At 70.9% G+C, this 24,448-nt stretch carries 22 protein-coding genes and 1 tRNA gene; 20 read left to right on the plus strand and 3 right to left on the minus strand.

Annotated elements, in window-relative coordinates; genetic code table 11:
- The first annotated feature begins 53 nt into the window (after positions 1-53).
- The 6 genes from CGL27_RS38755 to CGL27_RS38780 all read left to right on the plus strand — a co-directional run bounded on the left by CGL27_RS38755 (position 54) and on the right by CGL27_RS38780 (position 5,573).
- Positions 54-908, plus strand: a complete 855-nt coding sequence (locus CGL27_RS38755) for a carbohydrate ABC transporter permease (protein WP_119992282.1) — start codon at positions 54-56, stop codon at positions 906-908.
- 31 nt (positions 909-939) lie between these two features.
- The gene (locus CGL27_RS38760; RefSeq protein WP_237298661.1) at positions 940-1,551 is read left to right on the plus strand and encodes a DUF624 domain-containing protein; all 612 of its coding nucleotides are present in this window, start codon (positions 940-942) and stop codon (positions 1,549-1,551) included.
- A gap of 103 nt (positions 1,552-1,654) precedes the next feature.
- Positions 1,655-4,402 carry a Tat pathway signal sequence domain protein gene (locus tag CGL27_RS38765; RefSeq protein WP_119992283.1) on the plus strand — a complete coding sequence of 916 codons (2,748 nt, stop codon included), beginning with the start codon at positions 1,655-1,657 and terminating at the stop codon, positions 4,400-4,402.
- A 33-nt stretch (positions 4,403-4,435) separates the two neighbouring features.
- Positions 4,436-4,924 carry an SRPBCC family protein gene (locus CGL27_RS38770; protein ID WP_078639894.1) on the plus strand — a complete coding sequence of 163 codons (489 nt, stop codon included), beginning with the start codon at positions 4,436-4,438 and terminating at the stop codon, positions 4,922-4,924.
- A 67-nt stretch (positions 4,925-4,991) separates the two neighbouring features.
- A tRNA-Val gene (locus CGL27_RS38775) sits at positions 4,992-5,066 on the plus strand.
- Between the two features lie 135 nt (positions 5,067-5,201).
- Positions 5,202-5,573, plus strand: coding sequence for a VOC family protein (locus CGL27_RS38780; protein ID WP_119992284.1), 372 nt, complete (start codon positions 5,202-5,204; stop codon positions 5,571-5,573).
- A 29-nt stretch (positions 5,574-5,602) separates the two neighbouring features.
- Here CGL27_RS38780 and CGL27_RS38785 read toward each other — a convergent pair whose 3' ends face one another.
- Entirely contained in the window at positions 5,603-6,328 is a 726-nt protein-coding gene (locus CGL27_RS38785) for a 3'-5' exonuclease (RefSeq protein WP_078639892.1), read from the minus strand.
- Positions 6,329-6,490: 162 nt separating this feature from the next.
- On the opposite strand from CGL27_RS38785, the gene CGL27_RS38790 reads away from it, so the two are divergent.
- The 4 genes from CGL27_RS38790 to CGL27_RS38805 all read left to right on the plus strand — a co-directional run bounded on the left by CGL27_RS38790 (position 6,491) and on the right by CGL27_RS38805 (position 11,193).
- Positions 6,491-7,069, plus strand: a complete 579-nt coding sequence (locus CGL27_RS38790; protein ID WP_078639891.1) for a DUF4365 domain-containing protein — start codon at positions 6,491-6,493, stop codon at positions 7,067-7,069.
- On the plus strand, positions 7,069-8,271 hold the full coding sequence (locus CGL27_RS38795) for a hypothetical protein (RefSeq protein WP_119992285.1): 1,203 nt from the start codon (positions 7,069-7,071) through the stop codon (positions 8,269-8,271). The genes CGL27_RS38790 and CGL27_RS38795 overlap by 1 nt, the downstream gene beginning before the upstream one ends.
- 284 nt (positions 8,272-8,555) lie before the next feature.
- Positions 8,556-10,535: a threonine--tRNA ligase gene (thrS, locus tag CGL27_RS38800; protein WP_078639889.1), complete on the plus strand. Its 1,980-nt coding sequence runs from the start codon at positions 8,556-8,558 to the stop codon at positions 10,533-10,535.
- Between the two features lie 91 nt (positions 10,536-10,626).
- The gene (locus CGL27_RS38805) at positions 10,627-11,193 is read left to right on the plus strand and encodes an HIT domain-containing protein (RefSeq protein WP_119992286.1); all 567 of its coding nucleotides are present in this window, start codon (positions 10,627-10,629) and stop codon (positions 11,191-11,193) included.
- 81 nt (positions 11,194-11,274) lie between these two features.
- On the opposite strand, the gene CGL27_RS38810 is transcribed toward CGL27_RS38805, so the two are convergent.
- Complete coding sequence (locus tag CGL27_RS38810; RefSeq protein ID WP_119992287.1) at positions 11,275-12,927, minus strand: hypothetical protein; 1,653 nt, start codon at positions 12,925-12,927, stop codon at positions 11,275-11,277.
- 232 nt (positions 12,928-13,159) lie between these two features.
- Positions 13,160-15,367 carry an elongation factor G-like protein EF-G2 gene (locus CGL27_RS38815; protein WP_119992288.1) on the minus strand — a complete coding sequence of 736 codons (2,208 nt, stop codon included), beginning with the start codon at positions 15,365-15,367 and terminating at the stop codon, positions 13,160-13,162.
- 206 nt (positions 15,368-15,573) lie between these two features.
- On the opposite strand from CGL27_RS38815, the gene pgsA reads away from it, so the two are divergent.
- The 10 genes from pgsA (at position 15,574) to ruvB (ending at position 24,283) form a co-directional block, all read left to right on the plus strand.
- Positions 15,574-16,242: a phosphatidylinositol phosphate synthase gene (pgsA, locus tag CGL27_RS38820; protein ID WP_078639886.1), complete on the plus strand. Its 669-nt coding sequence runs from the start codon at positions 15,574-15,576 to the stop codon at positions 16,240-16,242.
- Positions 16,239-17,165 carry a phosphatidylinositol mannoside acyltransferase gene (locus CGL27_RS38825; RefSeq protein ID WP_119992289.1) on the plus strand — a complete coding sequence of 309 codons (927 nt, stop codon included), beginning with the start codon at positions 16,239-16,241 and terminating at the stop codon, positions 17,163-17,165. The genes pgsA and CGL27_RS38825 overlap by 4 nt, the downstream gene beginning before the upstream one ends.
- A complete protein-coding gene (locus CGL27_RS38830; RefSeq protein ID WP_119992290.1) occupies positions 17,162-18,322 on the plus strand; it encodes a glycosyltransferase family 4 protein in 1,161 nt (386 codons plus the stop codon). Before CGL27_RS38825 ends, CGL27_RS38830 begins: the two co-directional genes overlap by 4 nt.
- Before the next feature lie 115 nt (positions 18,323-18,437).
- Positions 18,438-18,995 carry a hypothetical protein gene (locus CGL27_RS38835; RefSeq protein ID WP_078639883.1) on the plus strand — a complete coding sequence of 186 codons (558 nt, stop codon included), beginning with the start codon at positions 18,438-18,440 and terminating at the stop codon, positions 18,993-18,995.
- A gap of 262 nt (positions 18,996-19,257) precedes the next feature.
- Complete coding sequence (pdxS, locus tag CGL27_RS38840; protein ID WP_078639882.1) at positions 19,258-20,178, plus strand: pyridoxal 5'-phosphate synthase lyase subunit PdxS; 921 nt, start codon at positions 19,258-19,260, stop codon at positions 20,176-20,178.
- 90 nt (positions 20,179-20,268) lie between these two features.
- Positions 20,269-20,898: a pyridoxal 5'-phosphate synthase glutaminase subunit PdxT gene (pdxT, locus tag CGL27_RS38845; protein ID WP_078639881.1), complete on the plus strand. Its 630-nt coding sequence runs from the start codon at positions 20,269-20,271 to the stop codon at positions 20,896-20,898.
- A gap of 115 nt (positions 20,899-21,013) precedes the next feature.
- A complete protein-coding gene (locus tag CGL27_RS38850; RefSeq protein WP_078639880.1) occupies positions 21,014-21,766 on the plus strand; it encodes a YebC/PmpR family DNA-binding transcriptional regulator in 753 nt (250 codons plus the stop codon).
- 159 nt (positions 21,767-21,925) lie between these two features.
- Positions 21,926-22,513 carry a crossover junction endodeoxyribonuclease RuvC gene (ruvC, locus tag CGL27_RS38855; RefSeq protein WP_119992291.1) on the plus strand — a complete coding sequence of 196 codons (588 nt, stop codon included), beginning with the start codon at positions 21,926-21,928 and terminating at the stop codon, positions 22,511-22,513.
- The gene (gene ruvA / locus CGL27_RS38860) at positions 22,510-23,130 is read left to right on the plus strand and encodes a Holliday junction branch migration protein RuvA (RefSeq protein WP_119992292.1); all 621 of its coding nucleotides are present in this window, start codon (positions 22,510-22,512) and stop codon (positions 23,128-23,130) included. Before ruvC ends, ruvA begins: the two co-directional genes overlap by 4 nt.
- 64 nt (positions 23,131-23,194) lie before the next feature.
- Positions 23,195-24,283: a Holliday junction branch migration DNA helicase RuvB gene (gene ruvB / locus CGL27_RS38865; RefSeq protein ID WP_078639877.1), complete on the plus strand. Its 1,089-nt coding sequence runs from the start codon at positions 23,195-23,197 to the stop codon at positions 24,281-24,283.
- Positions 24,284-24,448: the final 165 nt, after the last annotated feature.

Raw genomic sequence — 24,448 nt, forward strand, 5'->3', positions numbered from 1 at the left:
GTGACGAAGGAAGCCCGCGCATGGGAGCGCGCCGGGACTGAGCGGGAGGCGCCGTGAGTGCTTCTCTTACGGTTGGGCGCCGGGCGCGCTCCGTGATCTGGCATGTGGGGGCGCTCGCCGTGCTGGTGGTGATCCTCTACCCCGTGGTGTGGGTGATCGGCGGCTCGTTCAAGCCCGGTGACCAGATCATCGGCAGCCTTCAGGTGCTGCCCACGGATCCGATCACCGACAACTACCGTCGGCTCAGTGATGGCATCGCGGACGTGCCGATCTCGACCTTCTTCACCAACTCGCTCCTGCTGGCGGGCGGTTCGGTGATCGGCGTGCTGTTCTCCTGCTCGCTGGCGGCCTACGCTTTCGCCAGGATCCGCTTCGCGGGGCGCGACGCGCTCTTCACGCTCATGATCTCCACCCTGCTGCTGCCGTTCCAGGTGCTGATCATTCCGCAGTACATCCTGTTCCAGAAGCTGGACCTGATCAACACGTATGTGCCGCTGCTGCTCGGCAAGTACCTGGCGGCGGACGCCTTCTTCGTCTTCCTGATGGTGCAGTTCATGCGCGGGCTGCCCCGGGAGCTGGACGAGGCGGCCCGGCTGGATGGCTGTGGACATCTGCGCATCTACTGGAACATCGTGCTGCCGCTGTGCCGCCCGGCCCTGATCACCAGCGCGATCTTCACCTTCATCTGGTCCTGGAACGACTTCATCGGGCCCCTGCTCTATCTCAACGAACCGGACAAGTACACGGTCTCGCTGGGCCTGAAGCTCTTCATCGACCAGGACTCCGTCGCCGACTACGGAGGCATGGTCGCCATGTCACTCGTCGCCCTGCTGCCGGTGCTGCTGTTCTTCCTGGCCTTCCAGCGCTATCTGGTCGAGGGCGCGGCGACCTCCGGACTGAAGGGCTGAGGCCGCCATGGGGCAAGCCACGGGGAATGCCATGGGGAAAGCCGGGGAAGCAGCCGCCGTACGACGCACCGCGCGGCGGCCCGCCCGCGGCACACTGCGCTTCGCGCTGTTCGCCGAATGCCTGCTGACCGGCGTCTGGATGGTGCTCGCCGCCCTGCCCGTGATCACCCTGCTGCCCGCCTTCGCCGCCGGCTGTGCGCACCTTCGCCGCCATCTGGACGGTGAGCGGTCCACCTGGCGGGACTTCCTGGCCGGGCTGCGGGAGGCCACCCGCAGCGGCTGGCGGTTCTCCCTGCTGTGGTGGGCGGCGCTCGCGCTGCTCGGCTTCGATCTGCGGGTGGCCCGCACCGGAGCCCTGCCCGGCGGGCCCGCGCTGATCGCCGTCAGCGTGGCGGGCCTGCTCGTGGTGCTCGTCCTCGGGCTGCGGACGGCGACCGTACGGCGGCCCGGCACCGCATGGCCGGCCGCGGCCCGTACCGCCTTACGCCAGGGCCTGGCCGCCGACCCCGGCGGATCGCTGCTGCTCATCGGCGGGCTCGCGGTGCTCGCCGTCGCCGCCTGGCAGATGCTGCCGCTGATCGCCCCGGCGGCGGGCGCCCTCGCGGGCTGTGCGGTCGCGGTGGAGCGCCGCGCCCGCGCCTGACCCGGCGCTGCCCGCTCCCGGCGCCACCTGCCACCTGCCCCCGGGCGCCGCCCCCTCGTCACTCATGTCATGCACCTGCCCCCGTACGAAAGGTGAAGCGGACATGCCCCCGATCGCCCGACGCAACCTCCTCAAGGCCGCTGCCGCCACCGGCGCCGCCATACCGTTCTCCTGGCTGCTCGCCAAGAACGCCCCGCAGGCCGCCGCCGACAGCCCCGCCGAGAGGTCCGCCGACGAGCCCGTGGACATCACCTGGCTGGAGGACGGCGGCCTGGGCGCGGCCGCGGGCTCCACCTTCGGCGTCCCCTGGCCCAAGGGCGCCCACCCCGGCGACCGGACCTTCGCGCTGACCACCGCCGACGGCAAGGAGGTGCCCCTGCAGACCTGGGCCACCGCCCACTGGCCCGACGGCTCGCTCAAGTGGACCGCGCACGCGGCGGGGGAGGGGCTCACCGGCAGCGGCTACAAGCTCACCACCGGCACGCCCGCCGCGCCCGCCAAGAAGGTCACCGTCATCGAGAGCGGCGGCCGGATCACCGTCGACACCGGGGTGATCAGGGCCGTGATCGGCAAGGACGGCGAGAAGTTCGTACGCTCCGTCACCCGCGGCTCCACCGAGATCGCCCGCGACGGCCGGCTGGTCCTGCTCCGCCAGGGCGACCTCGACGACGGCGATCACGGCAGCGCCGCGTGGGAGCGGTTCGACGGCGAGATCAGCGGGGCGAAGGTCGAGCAGCGAGGCCCCGTACGCGCCGTCGTCCGCATCGACGGCAAGCACCGCAAGGGCCGCCGGGCCTGGCTCCCCTTCAGCGTCCGGCTCTACTTCTACGCGGGCGCCGACTCGTTCCGCATGGTGCACACGATCATCTACGACGGCGACCAGAAGAAGGACTTCATCCGCGGTCTCGGCGTCCGCTTCTCCGTGCCGATGCGCGACCAGGCGTACGACCGCCACATCCGCATCGCGGGCGAGGGCAAGGGATTCCTCACCGAGGCCGTCAAGGGCGTCACCGGGCTGCGCCGCGACCCCGGCGGAGGCGTCCGCGCCGCCCAGGTCAAGGGCGAGAAGCTGCCCGACCCGGCCACCTGGGACCAGCGCGTCACCTCCCGGCTGCACTCCATCCCCACCTGGGGCGACTACACCCTCTCCCAGCTCTCCGCCGACGGCTTCACCCTGCGCAAGCGCACCAAGCCCGGCCACGGCTGGATCGCGGCGGGCGGCGGCGGCCGGGCGAGCGGCTTCGGCTATGTCGGCGGGGTCAGCGGCGGACTCTCCTTCGGACTGCGCGACTTCTGGGAGAAGTTCCCCGCCCAGCTCGACATCCGCGGCGCCGCCGGGGACGCGGCCGAGGTCACCCTGTGGCTCTGGTCGCCCGAGGCCCAGCCCATGGACCTGCGCTTCTACCACGACGGCATGGGCCAGGACACCTTCCCCGAACAGCTCGAGGGCCTCGAGATCACCTACGAGGACTACGAGCCGGGCTTCGGCACCCCGTACGGCATCGCCCGCACCAGCGAACTCACCTTCTGGGCCAACGCGGCCACCCCCGACGCCGACACCCTCGTCCGGCAGGCCGCCGCCGTACGCACCCCGCCCCAACTGGCCGCGGGCCCCGCCGACATCGCCCGCGCCAAGGTCTTCGGCGGCCTCTTCGCCCCCGTCGACCGCTCCACCCCCGCCAGGGCCAGGATCGAGGACCGGCTGGACTTCCTCTTCGACTACCACAAGGGCCAGGTCGAACAGCGCCGTTGGTACGGCTTCTGGGACTTCGGCGACATCATGCACACCTACGACGGGGACCGGCACCAGTGGCGGTACGACGTCGGAGGCTACGCCTGGGACAACTCCGAGCTCTCGCCCGACGTGTGGCTGTGGCTGGCGTATCTGCGCTCCGGCCGCTCCGACATCTTCCGCTTCGCCGAATCCATGACCCGGCACACCGGCGAGGTCGACGCCTACCACCTCGGCACCTGGGCCGGGCTCGGCACCCGGCACGGCGTCCAGCACTTCTCCGACAGCGCCAAACAGCAGCGCATCTCCACCGCCCTGTACCGCCGCTACTACTACTTCCTCACCGCGGACGAGCGGATCGGCGACATCATGCACGCCCTCGTCGACTCCGACGAGACGTTCCTCGTCCTCGATCCACTGCGCAAGGTCCGCGAGGACCCCGACTACGAGCCCGATCCGCACGCCCTGTCCATCGGCTTCGGCACCGACTGGAGCGGCCTCGCCGGCGCCTGGCTCACCGAATGGGAGCGGCGCGGCCCGAAGGCGAAGAAGGCCGAGGCGCGGCTGCGCTCCACCATGGAGACCATCGCGGCTCAGCCCAACGGCTTCGTCCAGGGCAGCGGGCTGTACGACCTCGACACCGGCACATACGCCATCGAGGACGAGCCCAAGGTCAGCGTCTCCCATCTGTCCGCGGTCTTCGGCCTGGTCGAGGTCTGCGCCGAGGTGATCGAACTCATCGACCTGCCGAAGTTCAAGGAGGCATGGCTGGACTACTGCCGCTATTTCAACGCCACCAAGGCCGAGCAGAAGGCCCGCTACGGCACCGACTTCGGCTCCCTGATCCTGGTCCAGGGCCACTCACGGCTCGACGCCTACGCCGCCGTCCAGCTCGAGGACGACAAGCTGGCCGCCCGCGCCTGGCAGAAGTTCACCGAATACCACGAGGGCGACGGCTACCCCGACGCCACCACCAGCTGGAAGACGGTCGAACTCGAAGGCCCGCAGGTGCTGGAGCCCGGCGTCGAGGCGGCCTGGGTGAGCACCAACGCCACCGCCCAGTACGGCCTCGCCGCGATCCAGAACCTCGCGCTCGTCGGCGACAAGCTGCCGGGCTAGCCACGCGGCCACGGCTCCGACGACACTTGAGGCATGGACTGGTGCCATTACCGCTTCCACAGCCGATGGGATCTCGACGCCGCCCCCGCCGCCGTCTTCGCGGCGCTGGCGAACGGCGACGACTATCCGCGGTGGTGGCCCCAGGTCCGTGAGGTCCGGCGGATCGACGAGCACAGCGGCGCCGCCCGCTTCCGCTCCCTGGTCCCGTACGACCTGCGGGTGACCGTCAGCGAGGCACGCCAGGACCCGGCGGACGGCGTGCTGGAGATCGGCTTCTCGGGCGATCTGGAGGGATGGGCGCGCTGGACGGTGCTGCCCCATGGGACCGGCACCCGCGCCCACTTCGAACAGGAGGTGGTGGCCCGCAAGCCCCTGCTGCGCCGCCTCGCGGTCCCCGGCCGTCCGGTCTTCCGGGCCAACCACGCCCTGATGATGCGCTCCGGACGGCGGGGGCTGCGGGCGCATCTCGCCGCGCGGCCCGCCGGTCCGGCCTCCCCGCCCTCCGGCGGACATACGGTTTGAACCAAACCCGCCGCGACCTGTATTGTTCAGGTCGTTCCGCCGGGGGAGACCCCGATGGGGACAACCCGGGCGATTAGCTCAGTGGGAGAGCGCTTCGTTCACACCGAAGAGGTCACTGGTTCGAACCCAGTATCGCCCACCACCCCATGAGGCCGGGCCGCCAGCAGGCGGCCCGGCCTCATGTCTGTCCGCTGGTAAGGCCGATCCGCGTGCTTGTACGGCCAAGAGCTGGGTATCCGGATAAAACTTCCGTGGGTGACGATATGGAGGGGAACTCATGGCCGTAGCCAGCGTAGCCGTCCTGTCCCTGGACTGTGCCGAACCCGAAGAGCTCGCCGAGTTCTACGCCCGGGTGCTCGGCGCCGAGATCCAGCCGATGACCACCCCCGACCGGATCGAGATCGTGGCACCCGGCGGGTCGCGGATGGCGTTCCTGCGGGACCACGGCTTCGCCCCGCCGAGCTGGCCGCGGCCGGAGGACTCCCAGCAGGCACACCTGGACCTGCTGGTGGAGGACATCGACGCCGCGGAGCGCCAGGTCATCGACCTGGGCGCCCGCCCGCTGGACACCAAGAACAACGGTGGCCCGCGCGACACCCGGATCTACTCCGACCCGGCGGGCCACCCCTTCTCGCTCCGCCGCGACTGAGCCCCCGCTCGCTCCGCCGCCCCCGAGCGTCAGGCCGCGGCCGCGAGGTCGGGACGCAGCGGCCAGGCCGGATCGCAGATCTCGTCCGAGCCGTTGAGCGCGAACCACGCCTGCAGCCCCCGGGCCTGCGCCGCGTACCAGATCGTCTGGCGGGCGTGCAGCTCGGCGGGTGTGAGCGTCTCCAGACGGGAGGCGAACCGGCGGCCCACCGCCCGCACCACGTCCAGGGAGGCCGCCGCGTCCGCCGCCGCGTCATGCGCGCCGGTCAGCTCCACTCCGTAGTGCGCGCACAGATCGAGCAGGGTGCGGCGGCCCTTGCGATAGCGGTCCAGATGCTTGTCCAGCACGCGCGGATCCAGCACGCTCATCGAGCGCAGCGAAAGATAGCCCGCCAGGCTGGAGTTGCGATGCCGCTTCAACTCCCGGTCCAGCAGCGTCAGATCGAACGGCGCGTTCATCACCACCAGCGGGGTGCCCCGCGCGGTCTGCTCGGCTATCGCCCGCGCCATCTCGTCCATCACCGGCGCCGGCCATCTGCCGTGACGCTGCAGATGGGCATCGGTCAGGCCGTGTATCTCGGTGGCGGCCGGCGGCACCGGCACCCCCGGACTCACCAGCCAACGCCGGATCTCCGGCAGACTTCCGGTCCCGCGCTGTACCACCAGCGCCGCCGACACGATCCGGTCATGCTCGACATCGACACCCGTGGTCTCCGTGTCAAAGGCGGCAAGCGGCCCCTCGAACCAGGACGGCATGGCCCCAACTCCTCGTGCTTTTCCCGTCGATGACTCCTGCATCCCGCCCCGACCAGGTGATACCCGGAGCGAGCACCTCGAACCGCCGCTGTTTGCCGAGGTCCTGACGCGGAGACAACACAGGTGTACGTATGCCGGCGACGACCGGAAGGCGTCACGGACATGACGCTCGCGAAACCCGACCCGGCTCCGACGGTGAGCGGCCTTGCTCTGAGCGGATCACCCCCCGTGCGTGGCCAGATCGCGACCACCGCGTGCATGGAGACCCTTCAGGTGGGGTATCTGCACGCGGTCGCCGCCGCCGCGGGCTGCTCACTTGCCCAGCCCTTTCCCGACCACGGCATCGACTGGCATGTCAGCCACAGCGCCCCCGGCCACGCCGTGGACGACGAGGTCACCATCAAGGTGCAGCTCAAGGCCACGTACCAGATCGCACCGGACCCTCCGGGCCCGACCTTCGCCTTCACCCTCGACAACGACCACCTGATCAAGCTGGCCCGGAGCCCGGTCTCCGTGCACAAGATCCTCGTGGTGATGATCGTGCCGCGCGGCCAGGAGGACTGGCTGCGAGCCGGGCATGACCGACTGTCCCTGCGCCACTGCTGCTACTGGATCAATCTGGCCGGCCACCCGATCACGGGCCGCCGCCGGACCACCGTGCGGATCCCGGCCTCGCGGGTCTTCGACGACCGCGCGCTCTGCGAGATCATGACCCGGGTCGGGGCGGGAGGGAGACCGTGATGGACCGACCGTGGCCCCAGGACGACCCGGCACCCCCGTCGGTCCCGCACCCCGACGAGACCGATCCGGCCGTCCTCGGCGCCCTGCTCGCCCGGCACGGCTGGCGCCGCCGCGGCGGCGCCCCGGGGCGCTACGCCCGCTGGACGCCGCCGGGCCGGCTCGCGGGCGCCACCAGCCTGCTGGTGCCCGAGAGCCGGGACTTCCCCGACAGCGGCGATCTGCTCGGCGAGGCGTTGATGGCGCTCAGCCGCAGCGCCGCCCCCTCCGCCCGCGAGGTGCTCACCGGCCTCGCCGTGCCCAGCGATGAGATCCGCTGGCGGCGCGAGGTGCCCGAATCGCCCGGCGGCACCTCCGCCTGGACCGCGCAGGAGCGGCTGCGCGCCGCCGCCCGCGACACCCTGCTGGCCGCGGCGCTCGCCGCCCGGGGCCGGGCGGGCTACTACGGCGCCCGGCACCGCCGCGCCGCCGAGGCGTCCCTGGAGCGGGTGCTGACCGGGCCCCCGGGCGCGGAGTCCGGTGGCCGTGAGCTGACCGTCTTCGTGCCCGTGGCGGAGGACGGCCGCGCCACCGCCGTCACCCTGCTGCGCGCGCTGTACGCCCTCCGCGACGCCGCCGACTACCACCGGACGACCGGCGGCATGGAGGTGTACGACGTGGCGGTCGCCGCGGGGGCCTGCCGGGAGCTGACCGAGGCGGTGGTCGCGCTGGTCCAGGGCACGGAGGGGGCGCGGGTGGCGCTGGAGTGGTCACCGGCCGCCGGTCCGCCGCCGGGGTTCGCCGCCCGGCCCGATCCGGTGGAGTTCTCGCCCGGCGATCTGCCGGGGCTGCGGGAGGCGGGCGCCCGCTATGTCCGGGACGAGCCGTCGGTGCCCGTATGCCTCACCGGTGCGGTGGTGCGGCTGCGCCGAACCGGCCCCGGCGGTCCCGGGACGGTGCGGCTGCGGGTGCTCTCCGGGGCGGAGGTCGCACAGGTGCGGATCACCCTGGACGAGGAGGACTACCGGATCGCCGGCCACGCCCATCTGGTGGGGCTGCCGATCCGGGTGCGGGGGCGGCTGGAGAGCCGCGGCGGTTTCCGGCGGCTCAGCGGGGCCACCGGCGTCACCCCGGTCCAGGTGGACGAGGCCGAGCGGGACCGGCTGGTCAAATCGCTCCAGGAGAACCTGGACTTCTTCGAGGAGGCGTGCGGCGGCGGCCCCTGACCGGCCGCCCCGGCCCGTGACCACGTCCGGCGACGGCCGCCGTGCGGGGTGACGGCGGCCGTCTTGGGCGGTGACGGTGGCCGTCTTGGGCGGTGACGGCGGCCGTCTTGGGCGGTGACGGCGGCCGTCCCGGCCCGTGACGGTGGTCGTCCCAGCCCGTGACGGTGGTCGTCCCGCGCGGTGACGGCGTGCACAACCGTTTCGCGGTCCCACCCGTCGGCTCGGTACGATTCACGCTGCGCCGCATTCGCCGCGGTGAGCCATCCATCAGTCAGGAGAGACCGGTGTCAGACGTCCGTGTGATCATCCAACGCGATTCCGAGCGGGAAGAACGCGTGGTGGCCACGGGCACTACGACGGCGGACCTCTTCACCGGCGACCGCTCGATCGTCGCCGTGCGCGTGGGCGGGCAGCTCAAGGACCTGGCGTACCAGCCGGCCGAGGGCGATGAGATCGAGCCCGTGGAGATCACCAGCAAGGACGGCCTGGACATCCTGCGCCACTCCACCGCGCATGTCATGGCGCAGGCGGTGCAGGAGCTGTTCCCCGAGGCGAAGCTGGGCATCGGCCCGCCGATCAAGGACGGCTTCTACTACGACTTCGACGTCGAGACCCCGTTCCACCCGGACGATCTCAAGCGCATCGAGAAGAAGATGCAGGAGATCCAGAAGAGGGGGCAGCGGTTCTCCCGCCGCGCGGTCACCGATGACGAGGCGCGCGAGGAGCTGTCCGCCGAGCCGTACAAGCTGGAGCTGATCGGGCTCAAGGGGTCGGCCGCGGACGCCGCCGAGGGTGCGTCGGCCGAGGTCGGCGCGGGCGAGCTGACCATCTACGACAACCTTGACGCCAAGTCCGGCGAGCTGTGCTGGAAGGACCTGTGCCGCGGTCCGCACCTGCCGACCACCCGGAACATCCCGGCCTTCAAGCTGATGCGCAGCGCCGCCGCGTACTGGCGGGGCAGCGAGAAGAACCCCCAGCTCCAGCGGATCTACGGCACCGCCTGGCCGACCAAGGACGAGCTGAAGGCGTACCTGGACTTCCTCGCCGAGGCGGAGAAGCGCGATCACCGCAAGCTGGGCGCGGAGCTGGACCTGTTCTCCTTCCCCGACGAGCTGGGCTCGGGGCTTGCGGTGTTCCACCCCAAGGGCGGCGTGATCCGCAAGGAGATGGAGGAGTACTCGCGGAAGCGGCACGAGGAGTCGGGGTACGAGTTCGTCAACACCCCGCACATCACCAAGGCCAAGCTCTTCGAGACCTCCGGCCATCTGCCGCACTACATGGACGGCATGTTCCCGCCCATGGAGTTCGAGGGCCAGGACTACTACCTCAAGGCCATGAACTGCCCGATGCACAACCTGATCTTCAGGGCGCGCGGGCGGTCGTATCGTGAGTTGCCGCTGCGGCTGTTCGAGTTCGGCACGGTCTACCGGTACGAGAAGTCCGGTGTCGTCCATGGCCTGACCCGGGCCCGGGGCTTCACCCAGGACGACTCGCACATCTACTGCACCAAGGAGCAGATGGCCGATGAGCTCGACAATCTGCTCACCTTCGTGCTGGACCTGCTCCGCGACTACGGCCTGAACGACTTCTATCTGGAGCTGTCCACCCGGGACGACTCCGACAAGTTCATCGGTGGGCCGGAGCAGTGGGAAGAGGCTACCGAGGAGCTGCGCAAGGCGGCTGAGAAGCAGGGCCTGGAGCTGGTCATGGACCCGGGTGGCGCGGCCTTCTACGGTCCGAAGATCTCGGTGCAGGCGCGGGACGCGATCGGCCGTACCTGGCAGATGTCGACCATCCAGGTCGACTTCAACCAGCCGGAGCGGTTCGAGTTGGAGTACACCGCGGCCGATGGCTCGCGTCAGCAGCCCGTCATGATCCACCGGGCGCTCTTCGGCTCGATCGAGCGCTTCTTCGCGGTGCTGCTGGAGCACTACGCGGGCGCCTTCCCGGCGTGGCTGGCCCCGGTGCAGGCGGTCGGTATCCCGATCGGCGACGGCCATGTGCCGTACCTGGAGCAGTTCGCCGCGCAGGCCAAGGCGAAGGGCCTGCGGATGGAGGTGGACTCGTCCTCGGACCGGATGCAGAAGAAGATCCGCAACGCCCAGCGCAGCAAGATCCCGTTCATGGTGATCGTCGGTGACGAGGACGTGGCCAACGACGCCGTGAGCTTCCGCTACCGCGACGGTTCGCAGAAGAACGGCATTCCGATCGACGAGGCGCTGGCCGAGATCGCCGACGCCGTGGAGCGCCGGATCCAGGTCTGATCCACTGCGGTCTCCCACGGAGGCCGGGATTCCGAGGGGCGGCCCTGACCAGGGCCGCCCCTCGGCTCTTCCTCACCGCGGCCGGGCGAATATGCTGGCCCGCATGACGAGTGAGCCGGAACAGCAGATCGGAGTGGGGACGCCTGACGCGTTCCAGCGCCTGTGGACGCCCCATCGGATGGCCTACATCCAGGGGGAGAACAAGCCGACCGGCCCGGGCGCGGGCGATGGCTGTCCGTTCTGCTCCATTCCGGAAAAGTCGGACGAGGATGGCTTGATCATCGCTCGAGGCGCCTCCGTGTACGCCGTGCTCAATTTGTACCCGTACACCGGCGGCCATCTCATGGTCGTGCCGTTCCGGCACATCGCCGACTACACCGAGCTCACCGCCGAGGAGACGATCGAGCTGGCGGACTACACCAAGGCCGCCATGACCGCGCTCCGTACCGCCTCGGGTGCGCACGGTTTCAATATCGGGCTCAACCAAGGTGCGGTGGCCGGAGCCGGGATCGCGGCGCATCTGCATCAGCATGTGGTGCCGCGCTGGGGCGGGGACACCAACTTCATGCCCGTCATCGGCACGACCAAGGTGCTGCCGCAACTCCTCGCCGACACCCGCCAGTTGCTGGCCGACGCCTGGCCGCAGGCCCAGGCATAGCCAAGCCGTACGCACCGTATGAGGAAGAGGGCCCCGGCCGCGCGGCCGGGGCCCTCTTCCTCATACGGTGCGTACGACGGCTTACGCGTCGTACAGATCGGCCTTCTTCGGGGCCGCCTCCTGGATCTGGCCGCTGAGCGCCAGCGAGCGGTTGCCGAAGCGCTCGGTGTCCACGCCGTGGTGCTTGAGCACCCCGAGGGCCGCCTCATGGACCACCCGCAGCACCGGTGTGGCGGTGCGCAGCGCGTCGTCCGCCATGAAGCGGTGCCGCCAGGGCTTGTCCGCCCAGGCGTGCCGCAGACCGAACGGCTCGGGCAGGACCAGCTTGCCCCCGAGGTAGTCCAGTATCGGCGGATACCAGGTGAAGGGAGCGCGCGCGGTCAGCCGCACGACCTCCTTCGCGTTCACCAGCGGCAGCGGGATGGACTTGGTCTCCCAGAACCGGAAGGTTTTGGCGACCGTCTTGCTGGGCGCCGACGGCTTGTTGTGGAACAGCGGATGGATCGGCCCGAGCGCATGCCCGGTGACCTCGATCCGCAGCGTCTTGTGCAGCAGGGTCACCGTGATCATCAGGCTGATCACCAACTGGCCGTCCCAGAGCACGAACTGCACGCCCAGGTAGTGCCGGTCACCTGCGCCGAACTGCTGCTTGTCGCAGATCCGCTGCAGCTCGACGCCCTTTATCTGGAAGCCCTCCTCCTCGGAGGTGCCGCCGCGCTCGACCGCCTTGGCTCCCTCGCCGATCGGTGAGACCACCCAGTGGCGCACGGAGGGCTTGGGGAAGCCGCCGGTGTGCAGCGGGGTGCGCTCCAGCATCCGCAACTGGTCATGGATCGCCCGTATGACGTCCCAGCTGCGGAAGGGATCGATCTCCTTGTCGGGGTCGGCCGAGACCAGGTCCTCGGCCAGCTGCCAGCTTCCCCAGCGGGTGCCCATGCCCAATATGCCCTTGGGGCCGGCGTAGAAGACCACATTGCTGTGCTGCTCGGCGGTGAGCTTGTGGAGCGCCTTGCGCAGCTCCTCGGCGGCGGTCTGGCCCGGGTGGTTGGGCACCGTCTCGGGCACCTTGGCGCCGATGCCGCCGCCCGAGAGCAGCCCGCCCCAGGAGTCCCGTAGCTCCTTGGCGGTGCGCTCGCAGACCTGCTTGGCGATGTACCAGCCGATCACTGGGGCGACCACGACGCCACGCAGATATATCCCCCAGAAGCCGCCGAAGGGCAGCTTGATCAGGAAGATGAGGACCATCACGCCGAGCGCCACCAGCAGCGCCGTGCCGAGTGCCCCCATCCGCTTGTCCTGGGCCCCGGCGATCGAGCGGCGTAGCTGGAAGACGCCGAGCCAGAGCAGTGTGCCGGGCAGGAACAGCAGCCCGAAGATCACCATGACGGCGGTGAGCCGGGCGTCACGGGTCTTGCGGATGCGGTTGGCGGCCAGACAGTGCTCGACGACCGTCTGGGGCTCTATGCCGAAGGACTGGATCACCTGGCCCCGGCCGCCGCCGAGCATTCTCATCTGGACGGCGCGCGCGAACGCCTCGCCCAGATTCGGCTCGAAGAGCGACATTCTCGGCGCCTTGACCTCGGAGACCGTCCACTCCGAGTTGGCGTCGAGCAACTTTGCCACGGGGTCGTCGCGGTAGGCGGCCGAGGCGAGTGCCTGGGTCGCTGCCGTTTGTCCCGCCGCTCCCGAGAGGGGAACCTGCGCCCCGGGACTGAAGTCGAATCCGTCCGTCACCAACGCCCCCAATACCGCACGCTCTTGCGCTGCGACCTCAGCGTATCCGGGGTGTGCACCGCCTGTCGCCAGTGCGTGTGCGGCCTGTGGAAAACCCTGGTGGAGAAGGAGCCCGCGGGCCCGCCGCTGGACGGCGGACGGCGGAGGCCCGCCCGCCCCGGCGCGGTGGGGCGGGCGGGTCGTGAAATACGCCCTGGACCGACCGTGAGATACGCCACGGGCGGGCCGTGAACTACGCCTCGGCGGACACCTGTTCGCGCATCTGCTCGGCCAGCTGATGGGGCATCGCCTCATGCCGGGCGTAGCAACGGCTGAACCGACCCGTGCCGTGCGACAGCGATCGCAGATCGACCGCGTACCGGCCAATCTCGATCTCCGGCACATCCGCCTTGATCAGGGTCTGTCCACCGCCCGACTGTTCGGTGCCGACGACCCGGCCGCGCCGGCCGGACAGATCGCTCATGACGGCGCCGACATAGTCGTCGGAGACCAGCACGCCCAGCTCGACCACCGGTTCCAGCAGGTCGATCCGGGCGTCGGCGGCCGCCTCGCGCAGCGCGAGCGCGCCCGCCGTCTGGAAGGCGGCGTCGGAGGAGTCCACCGAATGCGCCTTGCCGTCCAGCAGCGTGACCCGCACGTCGACCAGGGGGTAGCCGGCCGCGACGCCGCGCTCCGCCTGGCCGCGCACGCCCTTCTCGACGGACGGGATGAACTGCCGGGGTACCGCGCCGCCGACGACCTTGTCCACGAACTCGATGCCCGAGCCCTCCGGCAGCGGCTCCACCTCGATCTCGCAGATCGCGTACTGGCCGTGGCCTCCGGACTGTTTGACATGGCGGCCGCGCCCGGCCGACTTCGCCGCGAAGGTCTCACGCAGCGAGACCTTGTACGGCACCGCGTCCACCTGGACTCCGTACCGGCTGCGCAGCCGTTCCAGCGCGACGTCCATATGCGCCTCGCCCAGGCACCACAGCACCACCTGGTGGGTGTCCGGGTTCTGCTCCAGGCGCATCGTCGGGTCCTCGGCGACCAGCCGGGACAGGCCCAGCGACAGCTTGTCCTCGTCCGGTTTGCTGTGTGCCCGGATGGCCACGGGCAGCAGTGGATCGGGCATCTGCCAGGGCTCCATGAGGAGCGGCTGGTCCTTGGCCGAGAGCGTGTCCCCGGTCTCGGCGCGGGTCAGCTTGGCCACGCACGCCAGATCGCCCGCGATGGCCTGGGCGAGGGTGCGCTGCTGTTTGCCGAAGGGCGCGGACAGGGCGCCGACCCGCTCGTCCACGTCGTGGTCCTCATGGCCGCGGTCCTCCATACCGTGGCCGGAGACATGGACGGTCTCGTCGGGGCGGAGCGTGCCGGAGAAGACCCGCACCAGGGAGATCCGGCCGACATACGGATCGGAGGAGGTCTTGACCACCTCGGCGGCCAGCGGTCCGTCCGGATCGCAGCTCAGCGGCGGGCGGGCGGCGCCCTGTGGCGTGGTGACGGCGGGTGTCTCGCGCTCCAGCGGGCACGGGAAGCCGCCGGTCACCAGGTCCAGCAGCTCGACGGTGCCCAGGCCCTGTTTGGACCCCTCGGCGGCGGGCGCCGCCGCCAGCACGGGGTGGAAGCTGCCGCGTGCGACGGCCTTCTCCAGGTCCTCGATCAGCGTCTTGACGTCGATCTCCGCACCGCCGAGATAGCGGTCCATGAGGGTCTCGTCCTCGCTCTCGGCGATGATCCCCTCGATGAGCCGGCCGCGGGCCTCCTCGACCAGCGGGAGCTGGTCGTCCCGGGGCTGCGACTCGGTGCGCACGCCCGAGGAGTAGTCGAAGACCCGCTGGGTGAGCAGCCCGATGAGCCCGGTCACCGGGGCGTGCCCGTCGGGCCCCGGCTCGCCCCGCAGCGGCAGGTACAGCGGCAGTACGGCGTCGGGGTCGTCGCCGCCGAAGCTCTCCCGGCACAGCTCGGTCATCTCCTCGAAGCTGGCGCGGGCCGCTTCCAGGTGTGTGATCACGATGGCGCGCGGCATTCCGACCGCGGCGCACTCGTCCCAGATCATGCGGGTGGCCCCGGTGATGCCCAGGGCGTCCTGGGCGGCCGAGACAACGAAAAGGGCCGCGTCCGCCGCCCGCAGACCGGCCCTGAGTTCCCCGACGAAATCGGCATAGCCGGGGGTGTCCAGGAGATTGATCTTCATCCCGCCCCATTCGACGGGGATCAGGGAGAGCTGAATCGAACGTTGCTGCCGGTGCTCGATTTCGTCGTAGTCGGAGAGGCAGCCGCCGTTCTCGACTCTGCCCGCCCGGTTGACCGCGCCCGTCGCCAGTGCGAGGGCCTCCACCAGCGTTGTCTTTCCCGTCCCACTGTGGCCGACCAGAACCACATTCCGCAGGGAGCTGGGCCGGTCGGCCGCCGCTGCCCTTCCGGCGGCCCCTGGGTGTGTACTCGTCTTGTCGCCCATGTGTCTCGCCTCCCGGTCGACACCTTGCGATACTTCGAGCTTTCCACCGCTGTAACGGTGCGTCCATACGTCACACATGCGGCCGTAGCGCGCGTGGGGTCACGGAGCTGTCCGACAGGTGCACGGCGCCCCTCCGGGGCGTGGCTACGATGGGCGCGCCGGTGGCCTCTTGGCCACCCGGCCCGTATCGACCCCCCGGGAAGGCCATGCTGAACAAGTACGCGCGTGCATTCTTCACGCGTGTTCTCACACCGTTCGCCGCCCTGCTCATCCGTCTCGGGATCAGCCCCGACGCGGTGACCCTTACCGGCACCGCCGGCGTGTGCGCGGGCGCACTGGTCTTCTACCCCCAGGGGGAGTTCTTCTGGGGAACGGTCGTCATCACGCTGTTCGTCTTCTCCGACCTGGTCGACGGCAATATGGCGCGGCAGCTCGGACGCTCCAGCCGCTGGGGCGCGTTCCTCGACTCCACGCTGGACCGGGTGGCCGACGGCGCGATCTTCGGCGGTCTGGCGTTGTGGTACGCGGGCAGCGGGGACGACAATGTGCTGTGTGCGGTGACGATCTTCTGCCTCGCCAGCGGCCAGGTGGTCTCGTACACCAAGGCGCGCGGCGAGAGCATCGGGCTGCCGGTGAACGTCAACGGGCTGGTGGAGCGCGCCGAGCGGCTGGTGATCTCCCTGGTGGCCTGCGGCTTCTCGGGTCTGCACAAGTTCGGCGTGCCGCATATCGACATCCTGCTCCCGATCGCGCTGTGGATCGTGGCCGTCGGCAGCGCGGTGACCCTCGTCCAGCGGGTGGTGACCGTGCGCCGGGAGGCCGTCGAGGCGGACGCCGAGGAGCGGGCGGTGCCCCAGGGGGGCGAGACGCGGTGAAGGACAGGCTGACCGACGCGCTGTACGGGCTCGGCTGGGGCGCGGTCAAGAAGCTCCCGGAGCCGGTCGCCGTGCGCCTCGGGCAGCGCATCGCCGACCAGACGTGGAAGCGGCGCGGTAAGGGCGTGCTGCGGCTGGAGGCCAATCTGGCGCGGGTGGTCCCGGACGCCTCGCCCCGGCGGCTGGCCGAGCTGTCGCGGGCGGGCATGCGCTCGTATCTGCGCTACTGGATGGAGTCCTTCCGGCTTCCGGCCTGGAGCCCCGAGCGCATACAGAGCGGCTTCGACATCAAGGACGTGCACTATCTGGTGGACGGTCTCGCCGAGGGCCGGGGCGTGGTCCTGGCGCTGCCGCATATGGGCAACTACGACCTCGCCGGGGCCTGGGTGACCACACATCTGGGGGTGCCCTTCACCACGGTCGCGGAGCGGCTGAAGCCGGAATCGCTGTACGACCGGTTCGTGGCCTACCGCGAGGGGCTGGGCATGGAGGTGCTGCCGCACCAGGGCGGGAGCGCGTTCGGGACGCTGTCCCGGCGGCTGCGCTCGGGCGGTCTGGTGTGCCTGGTCGCCGACCGCGATCTGTCGGCCTCGGGCGTGGAGGTGTCGTTCTTCGGCGAGCGGGCGAAGATGCCGGCCGGGCCCGCGGCGCTCGCCCTGCAGACCGGTGCCCTGCTGCTGCCGGTGACCCTCTGGTACGACGATTCGCCGGTGATGCGCGGGCGGGTGCATCCGCCGGTCGAGGTGCCCGGGGACGGGAACCGCGTGGAGCGGACCGCCGTCATGACCCAGGAGATGGCCGACGCCTTCGCCTCGGGGATCGCCGAGCACCCGGAGGACTGGCACATGCTGCAGCGCCTGTGGCTCGCGGATCTGGATCGCGGTCCCGGAAGTCCCGGAAATCCCGGAATGGAGAAGCCTTGAGGATCGGGATCGTCTGCCCGTACTCCTGGGATGTCCCAGGCGGCGTCCAGTTCCATATCCGCGATCTGGCCGACCATCTGATCCGGCGCGGCCACCAGGTCTCCGTGCTGGCCCCGGCGGACGACGAGACGCCGCTGCCGCCGTACGTGGTCTCCGCGGGGCGCGCCGTGCCGGTGCCGTACAACGGCTCGGTGGCCCGGCTGAACTTCGGCTTGCTGTCGGCCGCGCGGGTGCGCCGCTGGCTGCACGACGGCGGCTTCGACGTCATCCACATCCACGAGCCCACCTCGCCCTCGCTGGGGCTGCTGGCCTGCTGGGCGGCCCAGGGGCCGATCGTCGCGACGTTCCACACCTCCAACCCGCGCTCCCGGGCCATGATCGCGGCGTATCCGATCCTGCAGCCGGCGCTGGAGAAGATCAGCGCACGCATCGCGGTGAGCGAGTACGCGCGCCGGACGCTGGTGGAGCACCTCGGCGGCGACGCGGTCGTCATCCCCAACGGCGTCGACGTGGACTTCTTCGCCGACGCCGAGCCGAAGGAGGAGTGGCAGGGGGAGACGATCGGCTTCATGGGCCGGATCGATGAGCCCCGTAAGGGGCTGCCGGTGCTGATGCGCGCCCTGCCGAAGATCTTCGAGGCCCGGCCGGGGGCGCGGCTGCTGATCGCCGGGCGCGGTGACGAGAAGGAGGCCGTGGCCGCCCTGCCGGCGCCGCTGCGGGAGCGCGTCGAGTTCCTGGGGATGGTCAGCGACGAGGACAAGGCGCGGCTGCTGCGCAGCGTCGATGTCTATGTCGCGCCCAATACGGGCGGCGAGAGCTTCGGCATCATCCTCGTCGAGGCCATGTCGGCGGGCGCCGCGGTCCTCGCCAGCGATCTGGACGCGTTCGCCCAGGTGCTGGACGGGGGAGCGGCGGGTGAGCTGTTCGCCAACGAGAACGCCGACGCCCTGGCGGCGGCCGCGGTACGGCTGCTGGGCGACGACAAGCGGCTGGCCGAGCTGCGGGAGCGGGGCAGCCGGCACGTACGGCGCTTCGACTGGTCGACGGTGGGCGCGGACATCCTCGCGGTCTACGAGACGGTGACGGACGGGGCGGCGTCCGTGGCCGCGGACGACCGTGCGCGGCTGTGGGCGCGTCTGGGGCTCGCCAGGCCCTAGCGTTCCGGGGCCGCCCCGGGACGGGCGTACGGCGCCGTACACGGCCGCGCGGAACGGCTCCGGCTGAGGGCTCCACCCCGGATTCCCGGGGCGGCAGGCGGTAGCGTGGCGGGCCGTGAGCACCTTGATCTGGATCGCCGTCGTGCTGGTCGTCATCGCCGTCTATCTGAGCTGGACCGCGGGACGCCTCGACCGGCTGCACAGCCGTCTGGACGCGGCGCGGGCCGCACTGGACGCGCAGCTGCTGCGGCGTGCCTCCGTCGCGCAGGAGCTGGCCACCGCCGAAGTGCTCGACCCGGCCGCGTCGATCGTGCTGTACCAGGCCGCGCACGCCGCCCGGCAGTCCGAGGAGGAGCACCGCGAGGTCGCCGAGAGCGAGCTGAGCCAGGCGCTGCGGGCCGTCTTCCAGGACAGCGCACAGGCCGAGGCGGTACGGCAGGCGCCGGGTGGCGAGGACGCCCTGGGGGAGCTCACGGAGACGGTAAGGCGGGTGCCGATGGCCCGGCGGTTCCACAACGACGCGGTGCGCGCGGCGCGGGCGCTGCGCCGCCATCGCACGGTGCGCTGGTTCCGGCTGGCGGGTCACGCCCCGTTTCCGCTCGCCTTCGAGATGGACGACGAGCCCCCGGCGGCCCTCGGGCGGGTGCCGGGCGCCGAGGAGGCCGAGCGCTGAAGAAAGCCCTGCGCTGAAGGAAGCCCTACGGTGCGACGGCAGAAGAGCCCGCCCCCTGCCGCCTTCCGCGCACTGAGGATTCACCGGCTGTTTCGAGCCACCGGCCTTCGATTGGCCCTTGCCGTGCCCCGCCCCGAGCCGCTTTTGTCATTCGTGTAGCACACACGCTCGTGACCAGGACCAGATGGCCGGGTCATGTTCCGGTATCGAACGGCCCTACGATGGGCTCATCGCACTTTTCATTATCGAGTGAGGTCAAACCGTGTCCATCACGCCCGCCAGCACGCCCAACTCCGACGCCCCCGCGACCGGAACCGCCCGCGTCAAGCGCGGTATGGCCGAGCAGCTCAAGGGTGGCGTGATCATGGACGTCGTCACCCCCGAGCAGGCCAAGGTCGCCGAGGACGCCGGTGCCGTCGCGGTCATGGCACTCGAGCGGGTGCCGGCCGACATCCGTAAGGACGGCGGCGTGGCCCGGATGTCCGACCCGGACATGATCGAGGGCATCATCAGCGCCGTCTCCATCCCGGTCATGGCCAAGTCGCGGATCGGCCACTTCGTCGAGGCGCAGGTGCTGCAGTCGCTCGGCGTCGACTACATCGACGAGTCCGAGGTCCTCACCCCGGCCGACGAGGTCAACCACAGCGACAAGTGGTCCTTCACCACCCCCTTCGTCTGCGGAGCCACCAACCTGGGCGAGGCGCTGCGCCGGATCGCCGAGGGTGCGGCCATGATCCGTTCCAAGGGCGAGGCCGGCACCGGCAACGTCGTCGAGGCGGTCCGCCACCTGCGCCAGATCAGGGGCGAGATCGCCCGCCTGCGCGGCCTGGACAACCACGAGCTCTACGCGGCCGCCAAGGAGATCCGCGCCCCGTACGAGCTGGTCGCCGAGATCGCGCAGACCGGCAAGCTGCCGGTCGTGCTGTTCTCCGCCGGCGGTGTCGCCACCCCGGCAGACGCCGCGCTGATGCGCCAGCTCGGCGCCGAGGGCGTCTTCGTGGGCTCCGGCATCTTCAAGTCGGGCGACCCGGCCAAGCGCGCCGCCGCGATCGTGAAGGCCACCACCTTCTACGACGACCCCAAGGTCATCGCGGACGCGTCCCGGGACCTCGGCGAGGCCATGGTCGGCATCAACTGCGACACCCTCCCCGAGTCCGAGCGCTACGCCAGCCGCGGCTGGTAAGCGGCGCCCGCACGGCACCACATGGCACCACGCGCCCGGCGTCCCGGCCCGGCGCGTGGTGCTCCTGACGTTCGAGAGGTCTTCGCTTCCGTGACTACGTCGTCCACTGCTTCCCTGCCGACCGCGTCCACGCCCGACGCGCCTGTGATCGGTGTGCTCGCCCTCCAGGGCGATGTCCGCGAGCATTTCGCCGCGCTCACCGCGGCCGGGGCCACGGCCCGGCAGATCCGCCGTCCCGAGGAGCTCGCCGAGGTCGCGGCCCTGGTGATCCCGGGGGGCGAGTCGACCACCATGTCCAAGCTGGCGGTCATCTTCGGGCTGCTGGAGCCGCTGCGCGAGCGGGTCCGGGCCGGAATGCCGGTGTACGGTACGTGCGCGGGCATGATCATGCTCGCGGACAAGATCCTCGACGGCCGGGACGACCAGGAGACCATCGGCGGCATCGACATGATCGTGCGCCGCAACGCCTTCGGCCGTCAGAACGAGTCCTTCGAGGCCCGGGTCGACATCGACGGCATCGAGGGCGGCCCCGTCGAGGGGGTCTTCATCCGCGCGCCGTGGGTCGAGTCCGTGGGCGGCGGTGCCGAGGTGCTCGCGACGTTCGACGGGCACACCGTCGCCGTCCGGCAGGGCAATGTCCTGGCGACCTCGTTCCACCCCGAGCTGACGGGTGACCACCGGGTGCACAAGCTCTTCGTGGATATGGTGCGGCGCGCGTAGCGCTCGGTTGAGGGTGGTGGGAGACGGGAGGGCTGGTCCACGCCGCGGGCCGAGCCGATCCCGGTAGGATCTCAGGCGTTCGTACAGCAATGGGTTACGCGAAGGAGACAGGCGGATGTCCGGCCACTCTAAATGGGCTACGACGAAGCACAAGAAGGCCGTGATCGATGCCAAGCGCGGCAAGCTCTTCGCGAAGCTGATCAAGAACATCGAGGTCGCGGCCCGGATGGGCGGTTCCGACCCGGAGGGCAACCCGACGCTCTTCGACGCCATCCAGAAGGCGAAGAAGTCGTCGGTTCCGAACAAGAACATCGACAGCGCGGTCAAGCGTGGTGCCGGTCTCGAGGCCGGTGGCGCCGAGTACGAGACGATCATGTACGAGGGCTACGGCCCCAACGGCGTGGCCGTGCTCATCGAGTGCCTGACCGACAACCGCAACCGCGCGGCCTCCGATGTCCGCGTCGCGATGACGCGCAACGGCGGCTCGATGGCCGACCCGGGCTCCGTGTCGTACCTGTTCAACCGTAAGGGCGTCGTCATCGTCCCCAAGGGCGAGCTCGCCGAGGACGACGTGCTGGGCGCGGTCCTGGACGCGGGCGCCGAGGAGGTCAACGACCTCGGTGAGTCCTTCGAGGTGATCAGCGAGGCCACCGACCTGGTCGCGGTCCGTACCGCCCTGCAGGAGGCGGGTATCGACTACGACTCGGCCGACGCCAACTTCGTGCCCACGATGCAGGTCGAGCTCGAGGAAGACGCCGCGCGCAAGATCTTCAAGCTGATCGACGCTCTCGAGGACAGCGACGACGTGCAGAACGTCTTCGCCAACTTCGATGTCTCCGACGAGGTCATGGCCAAGGTGGACGCCTGACGGCGGATCGGCACGGCGGTCAACGCCTTCGGTCAACGCCGACGGGCCGGCGGGGCACCACCCCACCGGCCCGTCGGCGTTGTCCGCGCCGGTGTTGTCGGCGGCAGCCGCTAGCCTGCAGGAACAGGTGACCGAAGCAGCGGTGAGGGGAGGGGCGCGGTGCGCGTGCTGGGCGTGGACCCGGGGCTGACCCGGTGCGGCGTCGGCGTGGTCGAGGGGGTCGCGGGCCGCCCGCTGCGGATGCTCGGCGTGGGCGTCATCCGGACCGGGGCGGATCTCGCGATCGGCGACCGGCTCGTCCTCATCGAGCGAGGCATAGAGGAGTGGCTGGACGCCCACCGGCCCGAATCCGTCGCCGTGGAGCGGGTGTTCAGCCAGCACAATGTGCGCACCGTCATGGGCACCGCCCAGGCCAGCGCCGTCGCGATGCTGTGCGCGGCGCGCCGCGGGCTCCCGGTCGCGCTGCACACCCCCAGCGAGGTCAAGGCGGCCGTGACCGGATCCGGGCGCGCCGACAAGGCACAGGTCGGCTCGATGGTGACCCGGCTGCTGCGGCTGGACGCACCGCCCAAACCGGCCGACGCGGCGGACGCCCTGGCGCTCGCCATCTGCCATATCTGGCGGGCCCCCGCGACCAACCGCCTCCAGCAGGCCGTCGCCGCCCACCGCACCACGAATAGCGCCCGCCCCACGAGCACCGCCGGCACCACGAGTACCGCGCGCACCACGAAAGGCCGTATCTCATGATCGCGTTCGTCTCCGGTCCGGTGGCGGCCGTCGCCCCGGACACCGCCGTGATCGAGGTCGGCGGGATCGGGATGGCGCTCCAGTGCGCCCCCGCCACCCTGGCCGGGCTGCGCGTCGGCCAGCAGGCCCGGCTGGCCACCTCCCTCGTCGTCCGTGAGGACTCGCTGACCCTCTACGGCTTCGCCGACGACGACGAGCGCCAGGTCTTCGAGCTGCTCCAGACCGCCAGCGGGGTCGGCCCCCGGCTGGCCCAGGCCATGCTGGCGGTGCACTCCCCGGACGCGCTGCGGCTCGCGGTGTCCACCGGGGACGAGAAGGCGCTCACCGCCGTCCCCGGCATCGGCAAGAAGGGGGCGCAGCGGCTGCTGCTGGAGCTCAAGGACCGGCTCGGCGAGCCGCTCGGCTCTGCCGTCCCCAGTGCCCGCTCCGCGGCGGCCCCCGGCTGGAGCGACCAGCTGCACACCGCACTGGTCGGCCTCGGCTACGCCACCCGGGAGGCCGACGAGGCGGTGGCCGCCGTCACCCCGCAGGCCGAGGAGGTGGTGGCCGCGGGCGGCAAGCCCCAGGTGGCTCAGCTGCTGCGGGCCGCCCTGCAGACCCTGAACCGCACACGGTGAGCCACCGCGGCCGCGGGCCGCGACCGGCGGCACCACTCCAGACGACATCGCGAGGCGAAACGCAGTGAACTGGGACGAGACCCCATCGGCCACCGCCGACGACGCCCCGCCCGGCCCCGGCGGCAGGCTGGTGGGCGCCGACGCGGACGGCGACGACCAAGCGGTGGAGGCCGCGCTGCGCCCGAAGGACCTCGGCGAGTTCGTCGGGCAGGAGCGGGTGCGCGAGCAGCTGGACCTGGTGCTCAAGGCGGCCCGGCAGCGCGGCGGCACCGCCGATCACGTGCTGCTCTCCGGCGCGCCCGGGCTGGGCAAGACCACCCTCTCCATGATCATCGCCGCCGAGATGGCCGCCCCGATCCGGATCACCTCCGGCCCCGCCATCCAGCACGCCGGCGATCTGGCCGCGATCCTCTCCTCCCTCGCCGAGGGCGAGGTGCTCTTCCTGGACGAGATCCACCGGATGTCCCGGCCCGCCGAGGAAATGCTCTATATGGCGATGGAGGACTTCCGCGTCGACGTCATTGTCGGCAAGGGGCCCGGGGCCACCGCCATCCCGCTGGAGCTGCCGCCGTTCACGCTGGTCGGCGCCACCACCCGGGCCGGGCTGCTGCCGCCCCCGCTGCGCGACCGCTTCGGCTTCACCGGCCATATGGAGTTCTACGCCCCGGCCGAGCTGGAGCGGGTCATCCACCGCTCCGCCGGGCTGCTCGACGTGACCATCGAGGCCGAGGGCGCCTCCGAGATCGCGGGCCGCTCCCGAGGCACCCCCCGGATCGCCAACCGTCTGCTGCGCCGGGTGCGGGACTACGCCCAGGTCAAGGCCGACGGCGTGATCACGCGCGAGATCGCCGCCAGCGCCCTCGCCGTGTACGACGTGGACGAGCGCGGTCTGGACCGGCTGGACCGGGCGGTGCTCAGTGCCCTGCTCAAGCTGTTCGGCGGCGGCCCGGTGGGTCTGTCGACCCTGGCGGTCGCCGTGGGGGAGGAGCGTGAGACGGTCGAGGAGGTCGCCGAGCCCTTCCTGGTCCGGGAGGGGCTGCTGGCCCGTACGCCCCGGGGGCGGATCGGCACCCCGGCTGCCTGGGCCCATCTGGGGCTGACCCCGCCGCCGCAGACCGCCGGCGGCGGCCAGGCGGGGCTCTTCGACGGATGAGGGGCCACGCCGGGGCATAAGCGATCGCTTACCCGGCATCATGGCATAGAGGACCAATAATGGCGGGGTCAGGAACCCCGGTACCGCGCCGGGCGTTGTTCCATTGGTGTGGGCTCGCTTAGACTCCGCCGATGCCGTCCGTATGCCGTCCGCTCACCGTGCGGT

Source organism: Streptomyces sp. 11-1-2, assembly GCF_003595545.1.
Classification (GTDB): Bacteria; Actinomycetota; Actinomycetes; order Streptomycetales; family Streptomycetaceae; genus Streptomyces; species Streptomyces hygroscopicus_B.

What these genes read in the sequence shown, in the direction of transcription:
- CGL27_RS38805 (WP_119992286.1), top strand. Translation starts at nt 10,627, where the DNA reads ATGCTGGCCCGCATGACGAGTGAGCCGGAACAGCAGATCGGAGTGGGG.
- pgsA (WP_078639886.1), top strand. Translation starts at nt 15,574, where the DNA reads ATGCTGAACAAGTACGCGCGTGCATTCTTCACGCGTGTTCTCACACCG.
- CGL27_RS38815 (WP_119992288.1), bottom strand. Translation starts at nt 15,367, where the DNA reads ATGGGCGACAAGACGAGTACACACCCAGGGGCCGCCGGAAGGGCAGCG.
- CGL27_RS38795 (WP_119992285.1), top strand. Translation starts at nt 7,069, where the DNA reads ATGGACCGACCGTGGCCCCAGGACGACCCGGCACCCCCGTCGGTCCCG.
- CGL27_RS38780 (WP_119992284.1), top strand. Translation starts at nt 5,202, where the DNA reads ATGGCCGTAGCCAGCGTAGCCGTCCTGTCCCTGGACTGTGCCGAACCC.
- ruvA (WP_119992292.1), top strand. Translation starts at nt 22,510, where the DNA reads ATGATCGCGTTCGTCTCCGGTCCGGTGGCGGCCGTCGCCCCGGACACC.
- CGL27_RS38765 (WP_119992283.1), top strand. Translation starts at nt 1,655, where the DNA reads ATGCCCCCGATCGCCCGACGCAACCTCCTCAAGGCCGCTGCCGCCACC.
- CGL27_RS38850 (WP_078639880.1), top strand. Translation starts at nt 21,014, where the DNA reads ATGTCCGGCCACTCTAAATGGGCTACGACGAAGCACAAGAAGGCCGTG.
- CGL27_RS38785 (WP_078639892.1), bottom strand. Translation starts at nt 6,328, where the DNA reads ATGCCGTCCTGGTTCGAGGGGCCGCTTGCCGCCTTTGACACGGAGACC.
- CGL27_RS38770 (WP_078639894.1), top strand. Translation starts at nt 4,436, where the DNA reads ATGGACTGGTGCCATTACCGCTTCCACAGCCGATGGGATCTCGACGCC.
- CGL27_RS38760 (WP_237298661.1), top strand. Translation starts at nt 940, where the DNA reads ATGGGGAAAGCCGGGGAAGCAGCCGCCGTACGACGCACCGCGCGGCGG.
- CGL27_RS38790 (WP_078639891.1), top strand. Translation starts at nt 6,491, where the DNA reads ATGACGCTCGCGAAACCCGACCCGGCTCCGACGGTGAGCGGCCTTGCT.